The sequence below is a fragment of the Sporichthya brevicatena genome (assembly GCF_039525035.1).
Lineage (GTDB): Bacteria > Actinomycetota > Actinomycetes > Sporichthyales > Sporichthyaceae > Sporichthya > Sporichthya brevicatena.
On the sequence record NZ_BAAAHE010000015.1, the window covers coordinates 41635 to 60500 of the forward strand.

The 18866-nt window shown below is 71.9% G+C and carries 14 protein-coding genes and 1 tRNA gene; 1 reads left to right on the forward strand and 14 read right to left on the reverse strand.

The annotated features are described in order from the left end of the window. Positions 1-230: 230 nt before the first annotated feature. Positions 231-860 carry an ANTAR domain-containing response regulator gene (locus ABD401_RS10330; protein ID WP_344604328.1) on the reverse strand — a complete coding sequence of 210 codons (630 nt, stop codon included), beginning with the start codon at positions 858-860 and terminating at the stop codon, positions 231-233. 430 nt (positions 861-1290) lie between these two features. On the opposite strand from ABD401_RS10330, the gene ABD401_RS10335 reads away from it, so the two are divergent. Continuing rightward, a tRNA-Leu gene (locus tag ABD401_RS10335) sits at positions 1291-1375 on the forward strand. 78 nt (positions 1376-1453) lie between these two features. On the opposite strand, the gene ABD401_RS10340 is transcribed toward ABD401_RS10335, so the two are convergent. The 13 genes from ABD401_RS10340 to hisI form a co-directional block, all read right to left on the reverse strand. Next, the gene (locus ABD401_RS10340) at positions 1454-2512 is read right to left on the reverse strand and encodes a septum formation family protein (RefSeq protein WP_344604330.1); all 1059 of its coding nucleotides are present in this window, start codon (positions 2510-2512) and stop codon (positions 1454-1456) included. Positions 2513-2514: 2 nt separating this feature from the next. Continuing rightward, complete coding sequence (locus ABD401_RS10345; RefSeq protein ID WP_344604332.1) at positions 2515-3558, reverse strand: septum formation family protein; 1044 nt, start codon at positions 3556-3558, stop codon at positions 2515-2517. A gap of 82 nt (positions 3559-3640) precedes the next feature. Then, positions 3641-5083: a pyruvate kinase gene (gene pyk, locus ABD401_RS10350; RefSeq protein ID WP_344604334.1), complete on the reverse strand. Its 1443-nt coding sequence runs from the start codon at positions 5081-5083 to the stop codon at positions 3641-3643. 72 nt (positions 5084-5155) lie between these two features. Then, on the reverse strand, positions 5156-6625 hold the full coding sequence (locus ABD401_RS10355) for a glutamate synthase subunit beta (RefSeq protein ID WP_344604336.1): 1470 nt from the start codon (positions 6623-6625) through the stop codon (positions 5156-5158). Continuing rightward, positions 6618-11204, reverse strand: coding sequence for a glutamate synthase large subunit (gltB, locus tag ABD401_RS10360; RefSeq protein ID WP_344604338.1), 4587 nt, complete (start codon positions 11202-11204; stop codon positions 6618-6620). Before gltB ends, ABD401_RS10355 begins: the two co-directional genes overlap by 8 nt. A gap of 285 nt (positions 11205-11489) precedes the next feature. Then, the gene (locus ABD401_RS10365; protein ID WP_344604340.1) at positions 11490-12380 is read right to left on the reverse strand and encodes a hypothetical protein; all 891 of its coding nucleotides are present in this window, start codon (positions 12378-12380) and stop codon (positions 11490-11492) included. After that, a complete protein-coding gene (gene lgt, locus ABD401_RS10370; protein WP_425566098.1) occupies positions 12377-13288 on the reverse strand; it encodes a prolipoprotein diacylglyceryl transferase in 912 nt (303 codons plus the stop codon). Before lgt ends, ABD401_RS10365 begins: the two co-directional genes overlap by 4 nt. A 4-nt stretch (positions 13289-13292) precedes the next feature. Beyond that, a complete protein-coding gene (gene trpA, locus ABD401_RS10375) occupies positions 13293-14108 on the reverse strand; it encodes a tryptophan synthase subunit alpha (protein WP_344604342.1) in 816 nt (271 codons plus the stop codon). Further along, positions 14108-15307: a tryptophan synthase subunit beta gene (gene trpB / locus ABD401_RS10380; protein ID WP_344604344.1), complete on the reverse strand. Its 1200-nt coding sequence runs from the start codon at positions 15305-15307 to the stop codon at positions 14108-14110. The genes trpA and trpB overlap by 1 nt, the downstream gene beginning before the upstream one ends. Positions 15308-15336: 29 nt before the next feature. Then, a complete protein-coding gene (trpC, locus tag ABD401_RS10385) occupies positions 15337-16152 on the reverse strand; it encodes an indole-3-glycerol phosphate synthase TrpC (RefSeq protein ID WP_344604346.1) in 816 nt (271 codons plus the stop codon). Positions 16153-16232: 80 nt separating this feature from the next. Beyond that, complete coding sequence (locus tag ABD401_RS10390; RefSeq protein WP_344604348.1) at positions 16233-16850, reverse strand: Trp biosynthesis-associated membrane protein; 618 nt, start codon at positions 16848-16850, stop codon at positions 16233-16235. A gap of 11 nt (positions 16851-16861) precedes the next feature. Beyond that, positions 16862-18403, reverse strand: a complete 1542-nt coding sequence (locus tag ABD401_RS10395) for an anthranilate synthase component I (protein ID WP_344604350.1) — start codon at positions 18401-18403, stop codon at positions 16862-16864. Continuing rightward, positions 18400-18792, reverse strand: a complete 393-nt coding sequence (hisI, locus tag ABD401_RS10400; protein ID WP_344604352.1) for a phosphoribosyl-AMP cyclohydrolase — start codon at positions 18790-18792, stop codon at positions 18400-18402. Before hisI ends, ABD401_RS10395 begins: the two co-directional genes overlap by 4 nt. Positions 18793-18866 lie beyond the last annotated feature (74 nt).

Consider the following 18866-nt stretch of genomic DNA (forward strand, 5'->3'; position numbering starts at 1 on the left):
GTTCGCCGCTCCGACCGCGAAGGCGAGCGTCCTTCGCGTTGGTGAGGCACGGCGTTGTGGCTCGGAACTTAGTGGAGTGAGGGCAGCGCCCTGGGTCACTTGCGGCAGGTCAGATCAAGCCGTGTCCGGTTCGTGATCTTGTACTGCGACATTCGCCCGTTTTGGGCGGTACGGCCGTGGCGGGGGCCACGGGGGGTCCTCACCCGGAGGGCGGGACGGTGCGCGCCGGACTAGCCCTCGGGGGTCACGGTGGGCTGGGACGCGAAGTCCTCGATGATCACCTCGGCGACCTCTTTCATGGTCATCCGACGGTCCATCGACGCCTTCTGGATCCACCGGAAGGCCTCGGGCTCGCTCAGCCCGTACTTCGTCTGCAGGGCGCCCTTCGCGCGGTCCACGAGCTTGCGGATCTCCAGTCGCTCGGTGAGGCCGGAGACCTCCTGCTCGAGCGCGACGATCTCGGCGTGCCGGGAGACCGCCATCTCGATCGCCGGCAGCAGGTCGTTCTTCGTGAACGGCTTGACGACGTAGGCCATGACGCCGGCGTCGCGGGCGCGGGCGACCAGTTCCCGCTGCGAGAAGGCGGTCAGCATGACGACGGCGGCCCCGCGGGCGGCCACGATCTGCTCGGCGGCGGTGATGCCGTCGATCACCGGCATCTTGACGTCGAGGATGACCAGGCCGGGGGCGTGCTTCGCGACGAGGTCGACGGCCTCCTGGCCGTTGGTGGCCTCGGCGACGACGTCGAAGCCCTCCTCCTGGAGCATCTCCTTGAGGTCCATGCGGATCAGGGCCTCGTCCTCGGCGATGACCACGCGACGGCTGTTGTCCACGGGAGGCGCGGCGCTGGGATCGGTCACGGGCCGAGCCTAGTGCCCGCCGCCGGGTGCGCCGGACCTGTCCCGATCACGACGGTTCCGACCCGGGAGATCCGGCTCGGTCCGGCTTCGTGGCGATCCGCCCCGAATGGATGCATCCCATTGCCGCCGCCCGCTATCCCGAGAAAACCTCGGACCGCTCCGCCCCACCAGTACGCACCAGTAGTCACGGATAGCACTGCGTCACGGAGGTCGTCCTCATGAGCACACGTCGCCCTGCGGCCCGCGCCGCCCGTCGGGAGTTCAGCGCCGCACCGTGGCCGGGGTCCGCCGACGCGGTCTCCGGCCCGGCTTCGCTCGCAGCACCCGAGGGTGCCGACGCGTGCTCGGTGACCGTGGAGGGGACGGCCGACCGAAGCGCAGGACCCGGATCCCGGCGGTGCAGCCGCCCTCTAGGCTTGGCTCCGCACCGGCCGGGGTGGCGGAATGGCAGACGCGGATGGCTCAAACCCATCTGTCCCCACAAGGACGTGCGGGTTCGAATCCCGCTCCCGGCACACCGCTGACGCGGGAACGCCCGGGTGCCGCCGCGGAAGCGGCGGCACCCGGGTGTTCCGAACTGCGGGCGCGGCGACCTAGTCCTCGACCTTGGCGAGCTTGATCTCGCCGTCGCCGATGCCGACGACCGAGCCCACGACGTCGTAGTGCTCCGAGTCCTCAGCACGGATGACGCAGCTGACCGCGTGCAGCGACTGGCCCCAGACCTTCTGGTTCCAGACCGCCTCGGAGACGTCCGCGGTGAGGCGGACCTCGTCACGTTCGCGGCCGAGCACGGCGGCCTCCGCCTTCGCGCAGACCGCGTCGAGGGTCTTCCACTGCTCGTCGGTGACGTTGTTCGGGTCCAGCCCCTGGATGAACGCGTCGTCGAAGACGTCCGCGGCGTCGAAGTCGAAGGCGTACTCCAGCCAGTGCGGGTCCTCGCAGCGCGCGTTCTTGAGCGGCTGGCCCTCGGCCACGTAGACCTTGCAGGCGTTGTAGACCGACGGCACCGGGCCGGCGCCGATCTTCTGGATCCAGGGTCCGGCGACCTGCGGAACCTTCGGGTCGTCCGCCGTGATCCCGGCGAAGAGGTCCGCCGCGCGGGCCGTGCACAGGGTCACGCGCTCGCCGGCGGCCCACTCGTCCACCGTGCTCAGGGAGAAGGTCCAGATGCCGGTCCACGAGGTGGGCCGCACCCACTGGGTGGCGGGGTCGAGGCCGATCGCCTTCGCCCACTCGGTGGTCCCGGTCGCGCGCATGAACGCCTGGCCGCAGGCCTTCTCGGCCCAGATCCGCCAGGCCTGGCGCTCGGGAGAGTTGGTGTCCTTGTAAAGGTCGCGAATCTTGGAGAGCTCGTCCGCGTTCGGGATCACCGCGAACACCTCGGCCGAGTGCGGCTGCGCGCAGTCGACCTTGCTGCTGCGGACCGGGCCGCTCGAGCTGGACTCGGTGTAGCAGGTACCGACGAGCGGGTGGTCACCACCGGCCGGCGTGGCCGCGGCACTCGAAGCGGCGCTCGCGCTCGCACTCGGAGCCGCGCTGGACTGCGTGACGGGATCCGGATCGTCGTCGTCACCGCAGGCCGACAACGTCAGGGACAGGGCGAGGGCCGACGTCACCGACGCCAGCCGGAACAGATGAATGGAACGTCGCATGATCAGGATCCCTCCACGAGCTTGATGTCACGGCTGCCGACCCCGATCACCGAGGAGGCGAGGTCGTAGGTCTGCTGGTCCTCGGCCTGGGCGACGCAGCTGACGGTGTGCAGCGGCTTGCCCCCGACCGTCTGGTTCCACGTGTCGACGGTGACGAGCGGGAAGAGCTTGACCTCGTCGCGCTCACGGCCGATCACGGCCGCCTCGGCCTTCTCGCAGACCGCGATGAGGGCGTCCCACTCCGCGCTCTTGAGCTGCTTCGGGTCCAGCGCCGTGATGAAGGCCTCGTCGAAGAGGTCCGCGGCGTCGAAGTCGAACGCGTACTCCACGTAGTGGGGGTCCGTGCAGCCCGCCGGCTCCATCGGCCGGCCTCGCTCGGCGTAGAGCGCGCAGGCGCCGAGAGCCGACGGCAGCGACCCGGCCCCGATCTTGCGGACCCAGGTCCCCGGCACCTGCGGAGCCTTCGGGTCGTCCGCCGAGATCCCGGCAACCGCGTCCTGCGTGCGCGCCGTGCACAGCGTCAGCCGCTCACCGGCGGCCCACTCGTCCGCCGTGCTCAGCGAGGGAGTCATGGTGCCGGCCCAGGAGGTGGGGCGCACCCACTGGGTGGCGGGGTCGAGGCCGATCGCCTTGGCCCACGCGGTGGTCCCGGTCGCCTCCAGGAACGCCAGGCCGCACACCTTCGCGCTCCAGAGCTCCCAGGCCTGCCGCTCGGCGGACTTCGCGTCCTGGAAGGCGGCCCGGTCGGTCGAGACCTCCGCCGAGTTCGGGATCACCGCGAACACCTCGGCAGAGTGCGGCGCGGAGCAGTCGACCTTGCTGGTGCGAACCGGACCGTCCGCGGTCGACGCGGTGTAGCAGGTGCCGACCAACGGGTGGTCGCCGGCCGGCGTGGCGTCGGCGCTCGCGGCTGCGGATGGGGTGGTACTGGACTGCGTGACGGGACTCGGATCGTCGTCGTCACCGCAGGCGGTCAGCGTGAGGGTCAGGGCGAGAGCCGCCGACGCCGCCGCCGACCGGAGCGTTCTGGAGGTGCAGAGGTGCATTCGTGCAGAACTCCTTGCTCTGGTGGGTGGAGGTGGAGTGATTGGCGGTCAGATCGGCAGATCGGCAGGACCGCCGGCCGTCTTAGTCGGTCCCGTACGCGGGGACGACCAGATTCACGGCGTCGCCCATGCGGTGCACCCGCATGGCGTTGGTGGAGCCCGGGATCCCGGGCGGGGAACCGGCGATGATGACGATGCGATCGCCGACCTCGACGCGGCCCAGTTGCAGCAGCGTAGCGTCGACCTGTTTGACCATTTCGTCGGTGTGACGGACCTCGGGCACGAGGAACGTCTCCACTCCCCACGACAGGGCGAGCTGGTTGCGCACCTCCGGCACGGGGGTGAACGCGAGCACCGGGATCGGTGAGCGGTAGCGGGCCAGGCGACGCGCGCTCTGCCCGGACTGCGTGAACGCGACCAGGTACTTGGCCTCGGCGGCCTCGCCGACCTCGGTCGCCGCGCGCGCGATCGCTCCCCCGAGGGTGATCGGCGGGCCCAGCGGCGGACCGAGGGCGAGGGTGTCCTCCTCGACGGCCTCGATGATCCGCGCCATCGTGCGGACCGCGGTCAGCGCGTGCTTCCCGACGCTGGTCTCGCCGGAGAGCATCAGCGCGTCGGCGCCGTCGAGCACGGCGTTCGCGACGTCGGACGTCTCGGCGCGGGTGGGCCGCGGCTCGTCGATCATCGAGTCGAGCATCTGCGTGGCGACGATGACCGGCTTCGCCTTGATGCGGGTGCTGAGGATCGCGTGCTTCTGCACCAGCGGGACGTCCTCGAGCGGCAGCTCGACGCCGAGGTCACCGCGGGCGACCATGACGCCGTCGAAGGCCGCGATGATCTCCTCGAGATTCTCGACAGCCTGCGGCTTCTCCAGCTTCGCGATGACGGGCAGACGGACGCCGACCTCGTCCATGATCGCGTGCACCTGCTCGACGTCCTTCGCGTCGCGGACGAAGGAGAGCGCGATCAGGTCCGCGCGCAGGTGCAGGGCCCAGCGCAGGTCCGCGACGTCCTTCTCCGACAGCGCCGGCACACCGACCGCGACGCCCGGCAGGTTCAGGCCCTTGGAGTTGCTGACCGTGCCGCCGTCGACCACGACGGTGTGCACGTCGGTCCCGGTCGTCGACAGCACCTGCAGGCTGATGCGCCCGTCGTCGACGAGGATCGAGTCGCCGGGCTCGCAGTCGCGCGGCAGCCCCGGGTAGGTCGTCGAGACGATCTGCGCGTTCCCGGGGACGTCGCGCGTGGTGATGGTGAACGGGGCACCGGCGATGAGCTCGACGGGACCGTCGGCGAACCGGCCGAGGCGGATCTTCGGCCCCTGGAGGTCGACCAGGATGCCGACCGCGCGGCCGGCGGCGTCGGAGGCCGCACGTACGCGGTGGTACCGCGCCTCGTGCTCGTCGTAGGACCCGTGACTGAGGTTCAGCCGGGCGATGTCCATCCCGGCGTCGACGAGGGCCCGGATCTGCTCCGCGGAATCGGTGGCCGGTCCGAGGGTGCAGATGATCTTCGCGCGACGCATGAATCCGACCCTAGAGCCCCGGCGTAGGGCCGACGGTGATCACGGGGCTCCGTCGGCCGTACGCAACGGAGATCACACGACGAGCGGGCGCGCCGAGGGCGGGATCGGAGCCGGCAGATTGGTGCTGCCGGTGAGGAAACGGTCGACCGCGGCCGCGCACGCACGGCCCTCCGCGATCGCCCAGACGATGAGCGACTGGCCGCGGCCGGCGTCGCCCGCGACGAAGACACCGTCGACGGAGGACATGTAGTCCTCGTCGCGGCGGACGTTGCCGCGCTCGTCGTACTCGACGCCGAGACCGGTGAGCAGTTCGCCCTTCTCCGGACCGACGAAGCCCATCGCGAGGAACACGATGTCGGCCGGGATCTCGCGCTCGGTGCCGGGCACCTCTTCGAGCTTGCCGTCGACGAACTGAACCTCGGAGAGGACGAGCGCCTGAACGTTGCCGTTCCCGTCGTCGACGAACCGCTTCGTCGAGACCGAGTACACGCGCTCGCCACCCTCCTCGTGGGCGGAGGCGGTGCGCAGGATCATCGGGTAGGTCGGCCAGGGCTGGTTCTCCGGCCGGGCCTCCGGCGGCTGGGGCAGAATCTCCAGCTGCGTGACCGAGAGCGCCTTCTGCCGGTGCGCGGTGCCGAGGCAGTCCGCGCCGGTGTCACCTCCACCGATGATGACGACGTGCTTGCCCTCGGCGGTGATCGGCGGCTGCTCGAGGTCGCCCTCGCAGACCTTGTTGCCCCAGGGCAGGTACTCCATCGCCTGGTAGATGCCGTTCAGCTCGCGACCCGGGACCGGCAGGTCCCGCCACGCGGTGGCGCCGACGGCGATCACGATCGCGTCGTACTTCGCCTGCAACTGCTCGGCGGTGATGTCCACACCGACGTTCACGCCGGGACGGAACTTGGTGCCCTCCTGCTTCATCTGGCGCAGGCGGCGGTCCAGGTACCGCTTCTCCATCTTGAACTCGGGGATGCCGTAGCGGAGCAGGCCGCCGATGCGGTCGGCGCGCTCGTAGACGGCCACGGTGTGACCGACGCGGGTGAGCTGCTGCGCGGCGGCGAGGCCGGCCGGGCCCGAGCCGATGACCGCGACGGTCTTGGCCGAGAGCCGGTCCGGCGGCTGCGGCGTCACGAGGCCGTCCGACCAGGCGCGGTCGATGATCGAGACCTCGACGTTCTTGATCGTCACCGGCTCCTGGTTGATGCCGAGCACGCACGCCGGCTCGCAGGGCGCCGGGCACAGCCGACCGGTGAACTCCGGGAAGTTGTTGGTCGCGTGCAGGCGCTCGATGGCCTCGCGCCAGTCACCGCGCCACACCAGGTCGTTCCACTCCGGGATCAGGTTGCCCAGCGGGCAGCCGGAGTGGCAGAACGGGATGCCGCAGTCCATGCAGCGCCCGGCCTGCTTGGTGATGATCGGCAGCAGCGCGCGGCCCAGCCCCTCCTCGGGGTAGACCTCGTGCCAGTCGTTCAGCCGCTCCTCCACCGGACGCCGCTTCGCGACCTCCCGGCCCGTGGTGAGAAATCCGCGGGGGTCAGCCATGGGACGCCTCCATCACACGCTTGACGACGTCGTCGCCGGTCAGTCCTTCGGCCTCGGCCGCCGCCGCGGCGGCGAGAACCCGCTTGTAGTCCCGCGGCATGACCTTGCTGAACCGCGCGAACGCCGCGGCCTCGTCGGCGGCGATCTGGGCGAGAAGTCGCTCGGCCACCGCCGACCCGGTCTCCTCGGCGTGCCGCGCGATCGTCGTCCGCAGGAACTCGCGGTCGTCGTCGTCGAGCGGGTCGAGGTCGACCATCTCGCCGTTCACGTCGCTCGGGTCGAGGTCGAGGATGTACGCGATGCCGCCGGACATGCCGGCGCCGACGTTGCGGCCGGTCGCACCGAGGATCACGACGCGACCACCGGTCATGTACTCGCAGGCGTGGTCACCCACGCCCTCGACGACCGCGGTCACACCGGAGTTCCGGACGCAGAACCGCTCGCCGACCACACCGCGCAGGTAGATCTCGCCGGCCGTCGCGCCGTAGGCGATGACGTTGCCGGCGATCACGTTGTCCTCGGCCACGAACGGCGCGTTCCGGTCCGGGCGGACGACGAGGCGGCCGCCGGACAGGCCCTTGCCGAGGTAGTCGTTGGAGTCGCCCTCGAGCCGCAGCGTGATGCCGGCAGGCACGAACGCGCCGAACGACTGACCGGCCGAACCGGTGAAGGTGATGTCGATTGTGCCGTCGGGCAGACCGGCGCCACCGTGACGCTTCGTCACTTCGTGGCCCAGCATCGTGCCGACGGTGCGGTTGACGTTGCGGATCGAAACCTGCGCCCGGACCGGGGCCTTGTTCTCGATCGCGTCGGCGCAGATCTGGATCAGGTGGTTGTCCAGCGCCTTGTCCAGGCCGTGGTCCTGCGCGGTGACGCAGTACCGGGCGGTGCCCTCGGGCAGGTCCGGCACGTGCAGGATCGGGCTCAGGTCGAGACCGCTGGCCTTCCAGTGGTCCACCGCGGCGGAGGTGTCGAGGAACTCGGCGTGGCCGATCGCCTCGTTGAGGCTGCGGAAGCCGAGGGCCGCGAGGTACTCGCGCACCTCCTGCGCCACGAACTCGAAGTAGTTCACGACGAACTCGGCCTTGCCGGAGTAACGCTCGCGCAGGACCGGGTTCTGCGTCGCGATGCCGACCGGGCAGGTGTCCAGATGGCAGACGCGCATCATGATGCAGCCCGAGACCACGAGCGGCGCGGTCGCGAACCCGTACTCCTCCGCACCGAGCAGCGCGGCGATGACGACGTCCCGGCCGGTCTTGAGCTGGCCGTCGGTCTGGACCACGATCCGGTCGCGCAGGCCGTTGAGCAGCAGCGTCTGCTGGGTCTCGGCCAGACCGAGCTCCCAGGGACCGCCGGCGTGCTTGAGCGACGTCAGCGGCGAGGCGCCGGTGCCGCCGTCGTGGCCGGAGATCAGGACGACGTCCGCGTGGGCCTTGGACACACCCGCCGCGACCGTGCCGACCCCGATCTCGGCGACGAGCTTCACGTGGATGCGCGCGGCCGGGTTCGAGTTCTTCAGGTCGTGGATGAGCTGGGCGAGGTCCTCGATCGAGTAGATGTCGTGGTGCGGCGGCGGCGAGATCAGGCCGACGCCGGGCGTCGAGTGCCGCGTCTTCGCGATCCACGGGTAGACCTTCGGACCGGGCAGCTGGCCACCCTCGCCGGGCTTGGCACCCTGCGCCATCTTGATCTGGATGTCGTCCGAGTTGGTCAGGTACTCGGCCGTGACGCCGAAGCGCCCGGACGCGACCTGCTTGACCGCGGAGCGCCGCTCCGGGTCGTGGAGGCGCTCGACGTCCTCGCCACCCTCACCGGTGTTCGAGCGGCCGCCGAGCCGGTTCATGGCGATCGCGAGGGTCTCGTGCGCCTCCTGCGAGATCGAGCCGTAGCTCATCGCGCCGGTGTTGAAGCGCTTGACGATCTCGCTGACCGGCTCGACCTCGTCGATCGGCACCGGCGGGCGGACACCCTCCTTGAGGGCGAACAGACCGCGCAGCGTCATGAGCCGCTTCGACTGCTCGTCGACGCGGTTCGAGTACTGCTTGAAGATGTCGTACCGCCGCGCGCGCGTGGAGTGCTGCAGGCGGAAGACCGTCTCCGGGTCGAACAGGTGCGGCTCGCCCTCGCGGCGCCACTGGTACTCGCCGCCGATCTCGAGGGTGCGGTGCGTCGGCGCGATGCCGTTCGGCGGGTACGCGACGCGGTGCCGGCGCCGGACCTCCTCGGCGAGGACGTCGAGCCCGACGCCGCCGAGCTGGCTCGTGCAGCCGGTGAAGTACTTGTCGATCAGCTCCTGCGAGAGGCCGATCGCCTCGAAGATCTGCGCACCGTGGTACGAGCCCACGGTCGAGACGCCCATCTTCGACATGACCTTGAGGACGCCCTTGCCGAGCGCCTTCACCAGGTTGCGGACCGCCTTCTCCGGCTCGATCTGCAGGAGCACCTCGGCGTTGGCGAGGTCCTCGACCGTCTCCATCGCCAGGTAGGGGTTCACCGCGGAGGCGCCGAAGCCGATCAGCAGCGCGACGTGGTGCACCTCGCGGACGTCACCGGTCTCGACGACCAGGCCGACGCGGGTGCGGGTCTTCTCGCGGATCAGGTGGTGGTGCACCGCGCCGGTGAGGAGCAGCGACGGGATCGGGGCGTGCTCGGCGTCCGAGTGCCGGTCCGAGAGCACGATGATCCGGGCGCCGTCCGCGATCTCGGCCGAGACCTCGGCGCAGATCTCGTCGAGGCGCGCCTCGAGCGCCGCGCCGCCCCCGTCGACCTCGTAGAGGCCGGAGATGTTCACCGACTTCAGGCCGGGCTTGTCGCCGTCGGCGTTGATGTGGACGAGCTTGGCCAGCTCGTCGTTGTCGATGACCGGGAACGGGAGCACCACCTGGCGGCAGTGGCTCGGCGTCGAGCTCAGCAGGTTGACCTCGGGGCCGATCGACGTCGACAGCGAGGTGACGAGCTCCTCGCGGATCGCGTCCAGCGGCGGGTTGGTGACCTGCGCGAACAACTGGGTGAAGTAGTCGAACAGCAGCCGCGGCCGGGAGGACAGCACCGCGATCGGGGTGTCCGTGCCCATGGAGCCGATCGGCTCCATGCCGTTGCGCGCCATCGGCGCGAGCAGGATGCGCAGCTCCTCCTCGGTGTACCCGAACGTCTGCTGACGCCGCGTCACGGAGGAGTGCGTGTGCACGATGTGCTCACGCTCGGGGAGCTGGTCGAGGCGGATCAGGCCGGCGTGCAGCCACTCGTCGTACGGGTTCTCCGCAGCGAGGCCGGTCTTGATCTCCTCGTCCTCGACGATGCGGTGCTCCTCGGTGTCGACGAGGAACATGCGGCCCGGCTGCAGGCGGCCCTTGCGGACCACCTTGTCCGGGTCGATGTCGAGGACGCCGACCTCGGAGGCGAGCACGACCAGACCGTCGTCGGTGACCCAGAAGCGGGAGGGGCGCAGACCGTTGCGGTCGAGCACCGCGCCGACGAGCTTGCCGTCGGTGAAGGTGACGCAGGCCGGGCCGTCCCAGGGCTCCATGACCGTGGAGTGGAACTCGTAGAACGCGCGGCGCGCGGACTCCATGCCCGCGTTGTTCTCCCAGGCCTCCGGGATCATCATCAGGACCGCGTGCGGCAGCGACCGGCCGCCGAGGTGCAGCAGCTCGAGCACCTCGTCGAAGCTGGCGGAGTCGCTTGCCCCGGCGGTGCAGATCGGGAAGATCCGCTCCAGGTCGCCGGGGATCAGGTCGGTGACCAGCTGCGACTCGCGGGCCCGCATCCAGTTCCGGTTGCCCTGGACGGTGTTGATCTCGCCGTTGTGCGCGATGTAGCGGTACGGGTGCGAGAGCTCCCAGGACGGGAACGTGTTCGTCGAGAACCGGGAGTGCACGAGCGCGATCGCTGTGGTGAAGCGGCGGTCGGACAGGTCCGGGAAGAAGGGCTCGAGCTGGCCGGTGGTCAGCATGCCCTTGTAGACGGTCGTGCGGGAGCTCAGGCTCGGGAAGTACACGCCCGCCTCACGCTCGGCGCGCTTGCGCAGCACGAACGCCTGGCGCTCCAGAGCGAGGCCGTCGTTGCCGGGGAGCCACGCGGACGCGGCCCAGTCCTCGGCCGAAGCCACGAACAGCTGACGGAAGACCGGCACGGTGGCGCGGGAGCCGGCGCCGAGCAGCGCCGGGGTGACCGGCACGTCACGCCAGCCGAGGACGACCAGGCCCTCCTCGGGCGCCATGGCCTCGATCGCGGTCTCGGCCTGGGCCCGCGCGACCTTGTCGTGGGGCAGGAAGGCCATGCCGACCGCGTACTTGCCGGCGGCGGGCAGCTCGAACTCGACGACCTCACGGAAGAAGGCGTCGGGGATCTGCGTGAGGATGCCGGCGCCGTCGCCCGAGTCGGGGTCGGACCCCGCCGCGCCCCGGTGCTCCAGGTTGCGGAGGGCGACCAGCGCCTTGGCGACGATGTCGTAGGAGGGGACGCCGGTCATCGTGGCGACGAACGCGACGCCGCAGGCGTCGTGCTCGTGGCGGCCGGTGTAGAGGCCTTGGGGAACCGGTCCGGAACGGAACGGGCTCCCGGGTGCGGCCGCAGGCATGAGCCACTCCTGATATCGAGTCCGGACGAGGGGCGAGCGTCGGGCGGACGGCTCGTCGGCGCTGCTGTGGTCGGCGCGCCTCGGTCCGCACGCCGGGTCGGCGCGCTTGGGTCGGCGCATCGGTGGCGCGCACACGGCCGAGAGGGAAGCCGAGGGCGAACCACTCTGTCGGGACGGCACTGGCCCAGCGGCGATGCTGCAGCCTACCTCACCTGCCGCGACCGCCCTATGTGCAATTGTGCACGCGGCCGCGCCGGGCGCCCCACGGGCACCCGGCCCCGCCGGTCAGCGTTTCGTCAGCTGCTCGACGCAGTCGGCGGTCGCCGCGTTGATGCGCCGCTGGACCCCGGGTGGGGGTGCCGGGGCGCCGTCGGCGCCCATCCGCCGGATCTCGGCGTCGGTCACCGTCCGGCGCAGCGTGCGGATGGCGCAGTCGACGATCTCGCGGGGGACGTCGGCCCCGCGCAGACCTTCCTCGAAGATCCGCCGCAGCTCGGAGACGCCCGCCGAACCCGCATTGCCCGGTCCGGCGCCGTCCGCCCCGTCCACGCACCCGAAGTACCAGCGCCGGACGGCGTCGTCCGCCGCCCGGGACTCGCGGAGGATCTCGGCGGCGGTGGCGCGGAACTCCGGGTCGGCGAGGGACTGGAGGGCGGCGCTGATGCAGGCCCGGACCTCCGGGTCCCGGAACGGGTCGTCCTCCCCCACGGCCGGGTACGACGGCCCGAACCGGGCGCGCAGGACCGAGCGCAGGTAGTCGGTCCGCCACTCGGCGACCCGCCACTGTCCGTCCGTGCGGGCGAAGACCCAGGTCCCCCGGGCCCCGTCCGCGGAGCCGCCCTCCGTGGTCACCGTCGCGGTCGCGGTGTCGCCGTCCACGACGAGGTCGGCCACCGACGCCCCGGTCGCCGCGGCGGCCGGGTCGGCGCCGGCGCGGGCGCAGGTCTCGGCGTCCCCGTAGACGGTCGCGACGAAATCCGGTGTGAGCGACGTCGCGCACCGGGTCGCCGCGTCGGTGACCGGGCCGGCGACCACGGTGCGGGCGAGATCCTCGATCCGCGCGGCGTCCCCACCACCGCCACCCCCGCAGCCGGCCAGCAGGAGCAGGGCCGGCAGCGCAGCCGGGAGCACAGCCGGGAGCACAGCCGGGAGGACAGCCGGCAGCCCCTGGGTCACCGCTCGTCCGCCGCCGGGCTGTCGGAGGTCGCGCTGTCGGAGGTCGCGCTGTCGCTCGCCGGGGTGTGCCCGACCCGGTACGGACTGGGTTCGCGAGAGTCGCCGCGGCGGCGGGAGATCACGAGGAAGACGACGGCGGCGAGGAACAGCAGGATCGAGGTCCAGTCGTTCAGGCGCATCCCGAGGATGTGGTGCGCCTCGTCGACCCGGAGGGCCTCGATCCAGACCCGGCCGGTGCAGTAGGCCGCGACGTAGAGGGCGAAGACCTGGCCGCGGCCGAGGTTGAACCGGCGGTCGGCCCAGATCAGGAGCACCGCGACGCCGATGCACCACAGCGACTCGTAGAGGAAGGTCGGGTGGTAGGTCGCGGCGTCCGGGGTGGCGCGGGGCCGGTTCTCCGGGTCGATCTCCAGCGCCCAGGGCAGGTCGGTGGGCTTGCCGTAGAGCTCCTGGTTGAACCAGTTTCCCCACCGGCCCGCGGCCTGGGCGAGGGCGACACCGGGGACGACGGAGTCCGCGATCGGCGGCCACGCGAGCCCGGCCTGGCGGGCGCCGATCCAGGCGCCGACCGCGCCGAGCGCGATCGCCCCCCAGATCCCGAGGCCGCCCTCCCAGATCTTGACGGCGTCGAACGGCTTCCCGCCGTCGCCGAAGTAGTCGTCGGGCGTCGTGATCACGTGGTAGATCCGGCCACCGACGATGCCGAAGGGCACGGCCCACATGGCGACGTCCGCGATCTGGCCGGGCTTCCCGCCGCGGGCCACGAGGCGGCGGTCGCCGACGACGATCGCCATCAGGATCCCGACGACGATGCAGAGCGCGTAGCCGCGGAGCGGGAACCCCCCGAGGTGCCAGACACCCTGGGACGGGCTGGGGATCGAGGCGAGGATCACCGGCTGACCGATCACCGGCTCACCGCCGGGCGCGGACACCCGCGGCGAGGTCGGCGGCCAACTCCGCGCAGCCGGCGACGCCGGTCGCGACGTCGGGCGCGTCGAGCAGACGGCGTACGAACGCCGAGCCGACGATGACGCCGTCGGCGTAGCTCGCGACCTCGGCGGCCTGCGTCCCGTTGGAGACGCCGAGCCCGACACCGACGGGGAGCTCGACGCCGTTCTCCCGCATGATCGTCTTGATCCGCGCGACCAGCGGCGGGGCGGCCTCGGAGGTCTGCTCGCGAGCACCGGTGACGCCCATGACCGCGGTGGCGTAGACGAATCCGCGGCAGGCCTTCACCGTCATCGCGGTGCGCTCCGGCGAGGACGAGGGCGCGACGAGGAAGATCCGGTCGAGGTCGCGGGCGTCGGAGGCGGCGAGCCAGTCCGCACCTGAGTCCGGCGTCAGGTCCGGGGTGATCAGGCCCGCTCCCCCGGCGGCGGCGAGGTCCGCGGCGAACCGCTCGACCCCGTAGCGCAGCACCGGGTTCCAGTAGGTCATGACGACGGTCGCCGCCCCGGTGGCCGCGACGGCCTCGACGGTCGCGAGCACGTCCTTGATCCGGGTGCCCCCGGCGAGGGCGCGGTCCGCGGCCTGCTGGATCGTCGGGCCGTCGAGCACCGGATCGCTGTAGGGCAGCCCGACCTCGACGACGTCGACGCCGGCGCCCACCATCGCGGTGAGCGCGTCGATCCCGCCCTGCTGGGTCGGGAAGCCCGCGGGCAGGTACCCGACGAGCGCGGCACGGTTCTCCGCCGTCGCCTTCGCGAACGCCTCGGCCACCCTGCTCATCAGACGAGCCCGAACCATGCGGCGGCGGTGTCGACGTCCTTGTCCCCCCGCCCGGAGAGGCTGACGAGCACGGTGGCGTCGGGCCCCAGCTCGCGGCCGACCACGAGCGCACCGGCGAGGGCGTGCGAGCTCTCGATCGCCGGGATGATGCCCTCGGTGCGGCACAGCAGCTTGAAGGCGTCCATCGCCTCGGTGTCGGTGATCGCGCGGTACGTCGCACGGCCGGTGTCGGCGAGCCACGCGTGCTCGGGTCCGACGCCCGGGTAGTCGAGGCCGGCGGAGATGGAGTGGCTCTCCATCGTCTGCCCCTCCTCGTCCTGCAGCAGGTACGAGCGCGCGCCGTGGAGGACACCCGGAGCACCGCCGGTGATCGTCGCCGCGTGGCGACCGGTCTCGACGCCGTCCCCGGCGGCCTCGAAGCCGAACAGCTTCACGTCGGCGTCGGGGATGAAGTCGTAGAAGATGCCGATCGCGTTCGAGCCGCCGCCCACGCACGCGCACACCGCGTCGGGCAGTCCGCCGGTCAGCTCGAGCACCTGCGCCCGCGCCTCCTGGCCGATGACGCGGTGGAACTCGCGCACCAGGTACGGGAAGGGGTGCGGGCCGGCGACGGTGCCGAGCAGGTAGTGCGTGTTGTCGACGTTCGCGACCCAGTCGCGCAGCGCCTCGTTGATCGCGTCCTTCAGCGTGCGGCTGCCGGTGGTCACCGGGCGAACCTCGGCGCCCAGCAGCTTCATCCGGGCGACGTTGAGCGCCTGGCGCTTGGTGTCCTCCTCGCCCATGTACACGACGCAGTCGAGGCCGAGCAGCGCGCACGCGGTCGCGGTCGCGACGCCGTGCTGACCCGCGCCGGTCTCGGCGATGACGCGCGTCTTGCCCATCCGTCGCGTCAGCAGCGCCTGGCCGAGGACGTTGTTGATCTTGTGCGAGCCCGTGTGGTTCAGGTCCTCGCGCTTGAGGATCATCCGCGCCCCGCCGGCGTGCTCGGCGAACCGCGGCACCTCGGTGATCGGCGACGGCCGGCCGGTGTAGCTGCCGAGCAGACCCGCCAGCTCCGCCCGGAAGTTCGGGTCGGCCTGCGCCGCCGCGAACTCCGCGGTCAGCTGGTCCAGCGCCGCCATCAGCGCCTCGGGGACGAACCGTCCGCCGTACTCGCCGAAGAGACCGTGCTCGTCAGGGACCACTGCGGCGTCAGCCACAGTGCACCTCGCGGCGGGAAGCCTGCGGCTCAGCCACAGTGCCGGCCCTTCTTCAGCGCCGGGTGCGCCCCCGCCGCGACGAGGTCACGCACCGCGGCCTGCGGGTCCTGACCGGTCACGAGGCTCTCGCCGACGAGCACCGCGTCCGCGCCCTGGCGGCCGTACTCGATGACGTCGTGCGGGCCGCGCACGCCGGACTCGGCGATCGTGACGATGGAGTCCGGGATCAGCGGCGCGAGGCGGCCGTAGGTGTCCCGGTCGACCTCGAGCGTCTTGAGGTTGCGCGCGTTGACGCCGATGAGCTTCGCGCCGGCGTCGACCGCGCGGTGCGTCTCCTCCTCGGTGTGCACCTCGACCAGCGGCGTCATGCCGAGGGACTCGGTGCGCTCGATGAGCGAGATCAGCGCGTTCTGCTCGAGCGCGGCGACGATCAGCAGCACCAGGTCGGCGCCGTGCGCGCGTGCCTCCCACAGCTGGTAGCTGGAGAAGATGAAGTCCTTGCGCAGGATCGGCACGTCGACGCGGGCCCGCACGGCGGTGAGGTCGGAGAGCTCACCACCGAAGCGCCGCTTCTCGGTGAGGACGCTGATCACCGCAGCGCCACCGGCCTCGTAGTCCGCGGCGAGGCGGGCCGGGTCGGCGATCGCGGCCAGCGCGCCCTTCGACGGGCTGGAGCGCTTCACCTCGGCGATGACGCCGACGCCGGGCACCTGCAGGGCCGCCAGCGCGTCGCGCGGTTCGGCCATGCGCGCAGCGCGTTCCTTGAGCGCGTCGAGGGTGACGACCTCCTGGCGCTGTGCCAGATCCTCGCGAACTCCGCTGAGGATCTCGTCGAGCACGGACACCAGGACGGTTCCCCTCTCCAGATCGGTTCCCGCCGGTCGCCCGAAGAGCGGCGGCGACGTTGGGCAGATCGTAGTCCGCGTCACTCCGTGCTCTGGACCGGCCCATCGGTCGGGTCCTCGCCACGGTCGATCGCACGCCACTGATCGAGCGGAGTTTCCGCAGTGCGACGCGGGTGCGACGGCGCGCGCACCGCCGACTCCTCGCCGCCCACCGGCCGCTCGTAGCGCGACGACATCGCCGGCCAACCGCGGCCGCGGGCGGCGGTGGCGAGACCCGCGGTGGCAATCAGCAACCCGCCGACGACAGCGAGCCACGGCCACGCGGTGCCGCCGCCGGTGGCCGTCGCGGTCGCCGTGCCGAGGGCGTCACCGGCCCGGCGCGCGAGCTCGCCGGAGTCCGGATCCCGTTGTGCCAGCGCGGCTCCGGCGACGACGAGACCGCAGAGCGCGAGGACGGCACCGACGACCGCGCGCGCCCAGCCGCGCGTCGCGAGCACGGCGAGGACGCCCGCCAGCGCGGCAAGTCCGAGGGCAGGCACGACCGGCACGAGCGAGCCGCCACTGACCTCCAGCGGGGCGCGCAACGTGCCCTGCACGGCCTGTCCGTCGGCCCAGGGGCGACTGGCGGCGAACAGGGTCAGCACGGCGCCGCCGATGCCACCGAGCAGGGCGAGCCCGGCCTCGCGGCGAGAGTTCACGACCGCCGCCCTCAGGTGACCGGTCGCAGCGTCTCCGCCGCCGCGACCGCCCGCAGCACCGCGGCCGCCTTGTTCCGGCACTCCTGGTCCTCGGTCGCCGGGTCGGAGTCGGCGACGATGCCCGCGCCCGCCTGCACGTACGCGACGCCGTCGCGCAGCAGCGCGGTGCGGATCGCGATGGCGGTGTCGAGGTCACCGGCGAAGTCCAGGTAGCCGACGACGCCGCCGTAGAGCGCGCGCCGGGTCGGCTCGAGCTCCTCGATGATCTCCATCGCGCGCGGCTTCGGCGCGCCCGAGAGCGTGCCCGCCGGGAAGCACGCGGCGAGCACGTCGAAGGCCGTGCGGTCCTCGCTCGGCCGTCCGACCACCGTCGAGACGATGTGCATGATGTGCGAGTAGCGCTCGACCGACATGAAGTCGACCACCTCGACACTGCCGGGCGCGCACACCCGGCCCAGGTCGTTGCGGCCGAGGTCGACCAGCATCAGGTGCTCGGCGCGTTCCTTCGGGTCGGCCAGCAGTTCGACGCCCAGCTCGACGTCGTGCTCGGGCGTCGAGCCGCGCGGGCGGCTCCCGGCGATGGGGTGCATCATCGCCCGGCCCTCCTGCACCTTGACCAGGGCCTCGGGGCTGGAGCCGACCACGTCGAAGCCACCCTCGGCGCCGCCGTCCGGGCCCGGGAAGCGCAGCAGGTACAGGTACGGGCTCGGGTTGGTCAGCCGCAGCACGCGGTAGATGTCGAGCGCGCTCGCCGAGGTCGACATCGAGAACCGCTGGCTGACGACGACCTGGAACGCCTCGCCCGCGTGGATCTCCTCGACGGCACGCTCGACCGCGGCCATGTAGTCCTCGCGGGTCGTGTTCGACGTGTAGTCGACCGTGCCGTCCCAGTCGAGGTGCGCGGCGCTCGAGCCGATGGGGCGCGCGAGGTCCGCCGTCATCGCCCTCAGGCGCTCGCACGCGGAGGAGTACGCCGCGTCGACGCCGGAGTCGCTGCCGTCCCAGTTGACGGCGTTGGCGATGAGGACCACCGAGCCGTCCTCGTGGTCGAGGACGGCGAGATCGGTCGCGAGCAGCATCGCGAGCTCGGGCAGGTGCAGGTCGTCGACCGCCTTCTCCGGCAGGCGTTCCAGCCGTCGCACGGCGTCGTACCCGATGAACCCGACGAGGCCGCCGGTCAGCGGCGGCAGGCCGGGAAGGTCGGTGGGTCGCGTCCGCAGCGCCTCGACCGTGCCGCGCAGGACCTGCAGCGGGTCGCCCTCGGTGGGGACCCCGGCGGGCGGACCACCGACCCACCGGGCGACGCCGTCGGACTCGGTGAGCATCGCGGGCGCCGCCACCCCGACGAACGAGTAGCGGCCCCACACGCGGCCGTGCTCGGCCGACTCGAGCAGGAACGTGCCGGGGCGCTCGGCCGCGAGCTTGCGGTAGAGGCCCACCGGCGTCTCGCCGTCGGCGAGCAGGCGCCGCGAGACCGGGATGACCTTCCGGTCGGCGGCGAGCGCGCGGAACGTGTCGAGGTCGGGGACGATCTCGCCGGTCAGCCGCGTCACGACGCGACCTTCGGGCGCTCGTCGGCGGGGATCGTCACCGCGGCGAGGGCGCGCGAGTCGTCGAAGCAGGACCGGGTGCCGGTGTGGCAGGCCGGGCCCTCCTGGTCGACGCGGACCAGGACGGTGTCACCGTCGCAGTCGAGCGCGACCGAGTGCACCCACTGCCGGTGGCCGGACGTCTCGCCCTTGGTCCAGTACTCCTGCCGGCTGCGGCTGAAGTAGGTGACGCGGCCGGTGGTCAGCGTGCGGTGCAACGCCTCGTCGTCCATCCAGCCGACCATGAGCACCTCGCCGGTGTCCCACTGCTGGGCCACGGCGGGGACCAGGCCGGCGGAGTCGCGGCGCAGCAGGGCGGCGACCGCGGGGTCGAGAGCGGACTTCGAGGGCATGGGACGGAATTCTGCCCCGCCGCCCAATTCGCCGTCGTTCCGGTTTCCCGTCACGCTCCGTGGAGCACTGATCA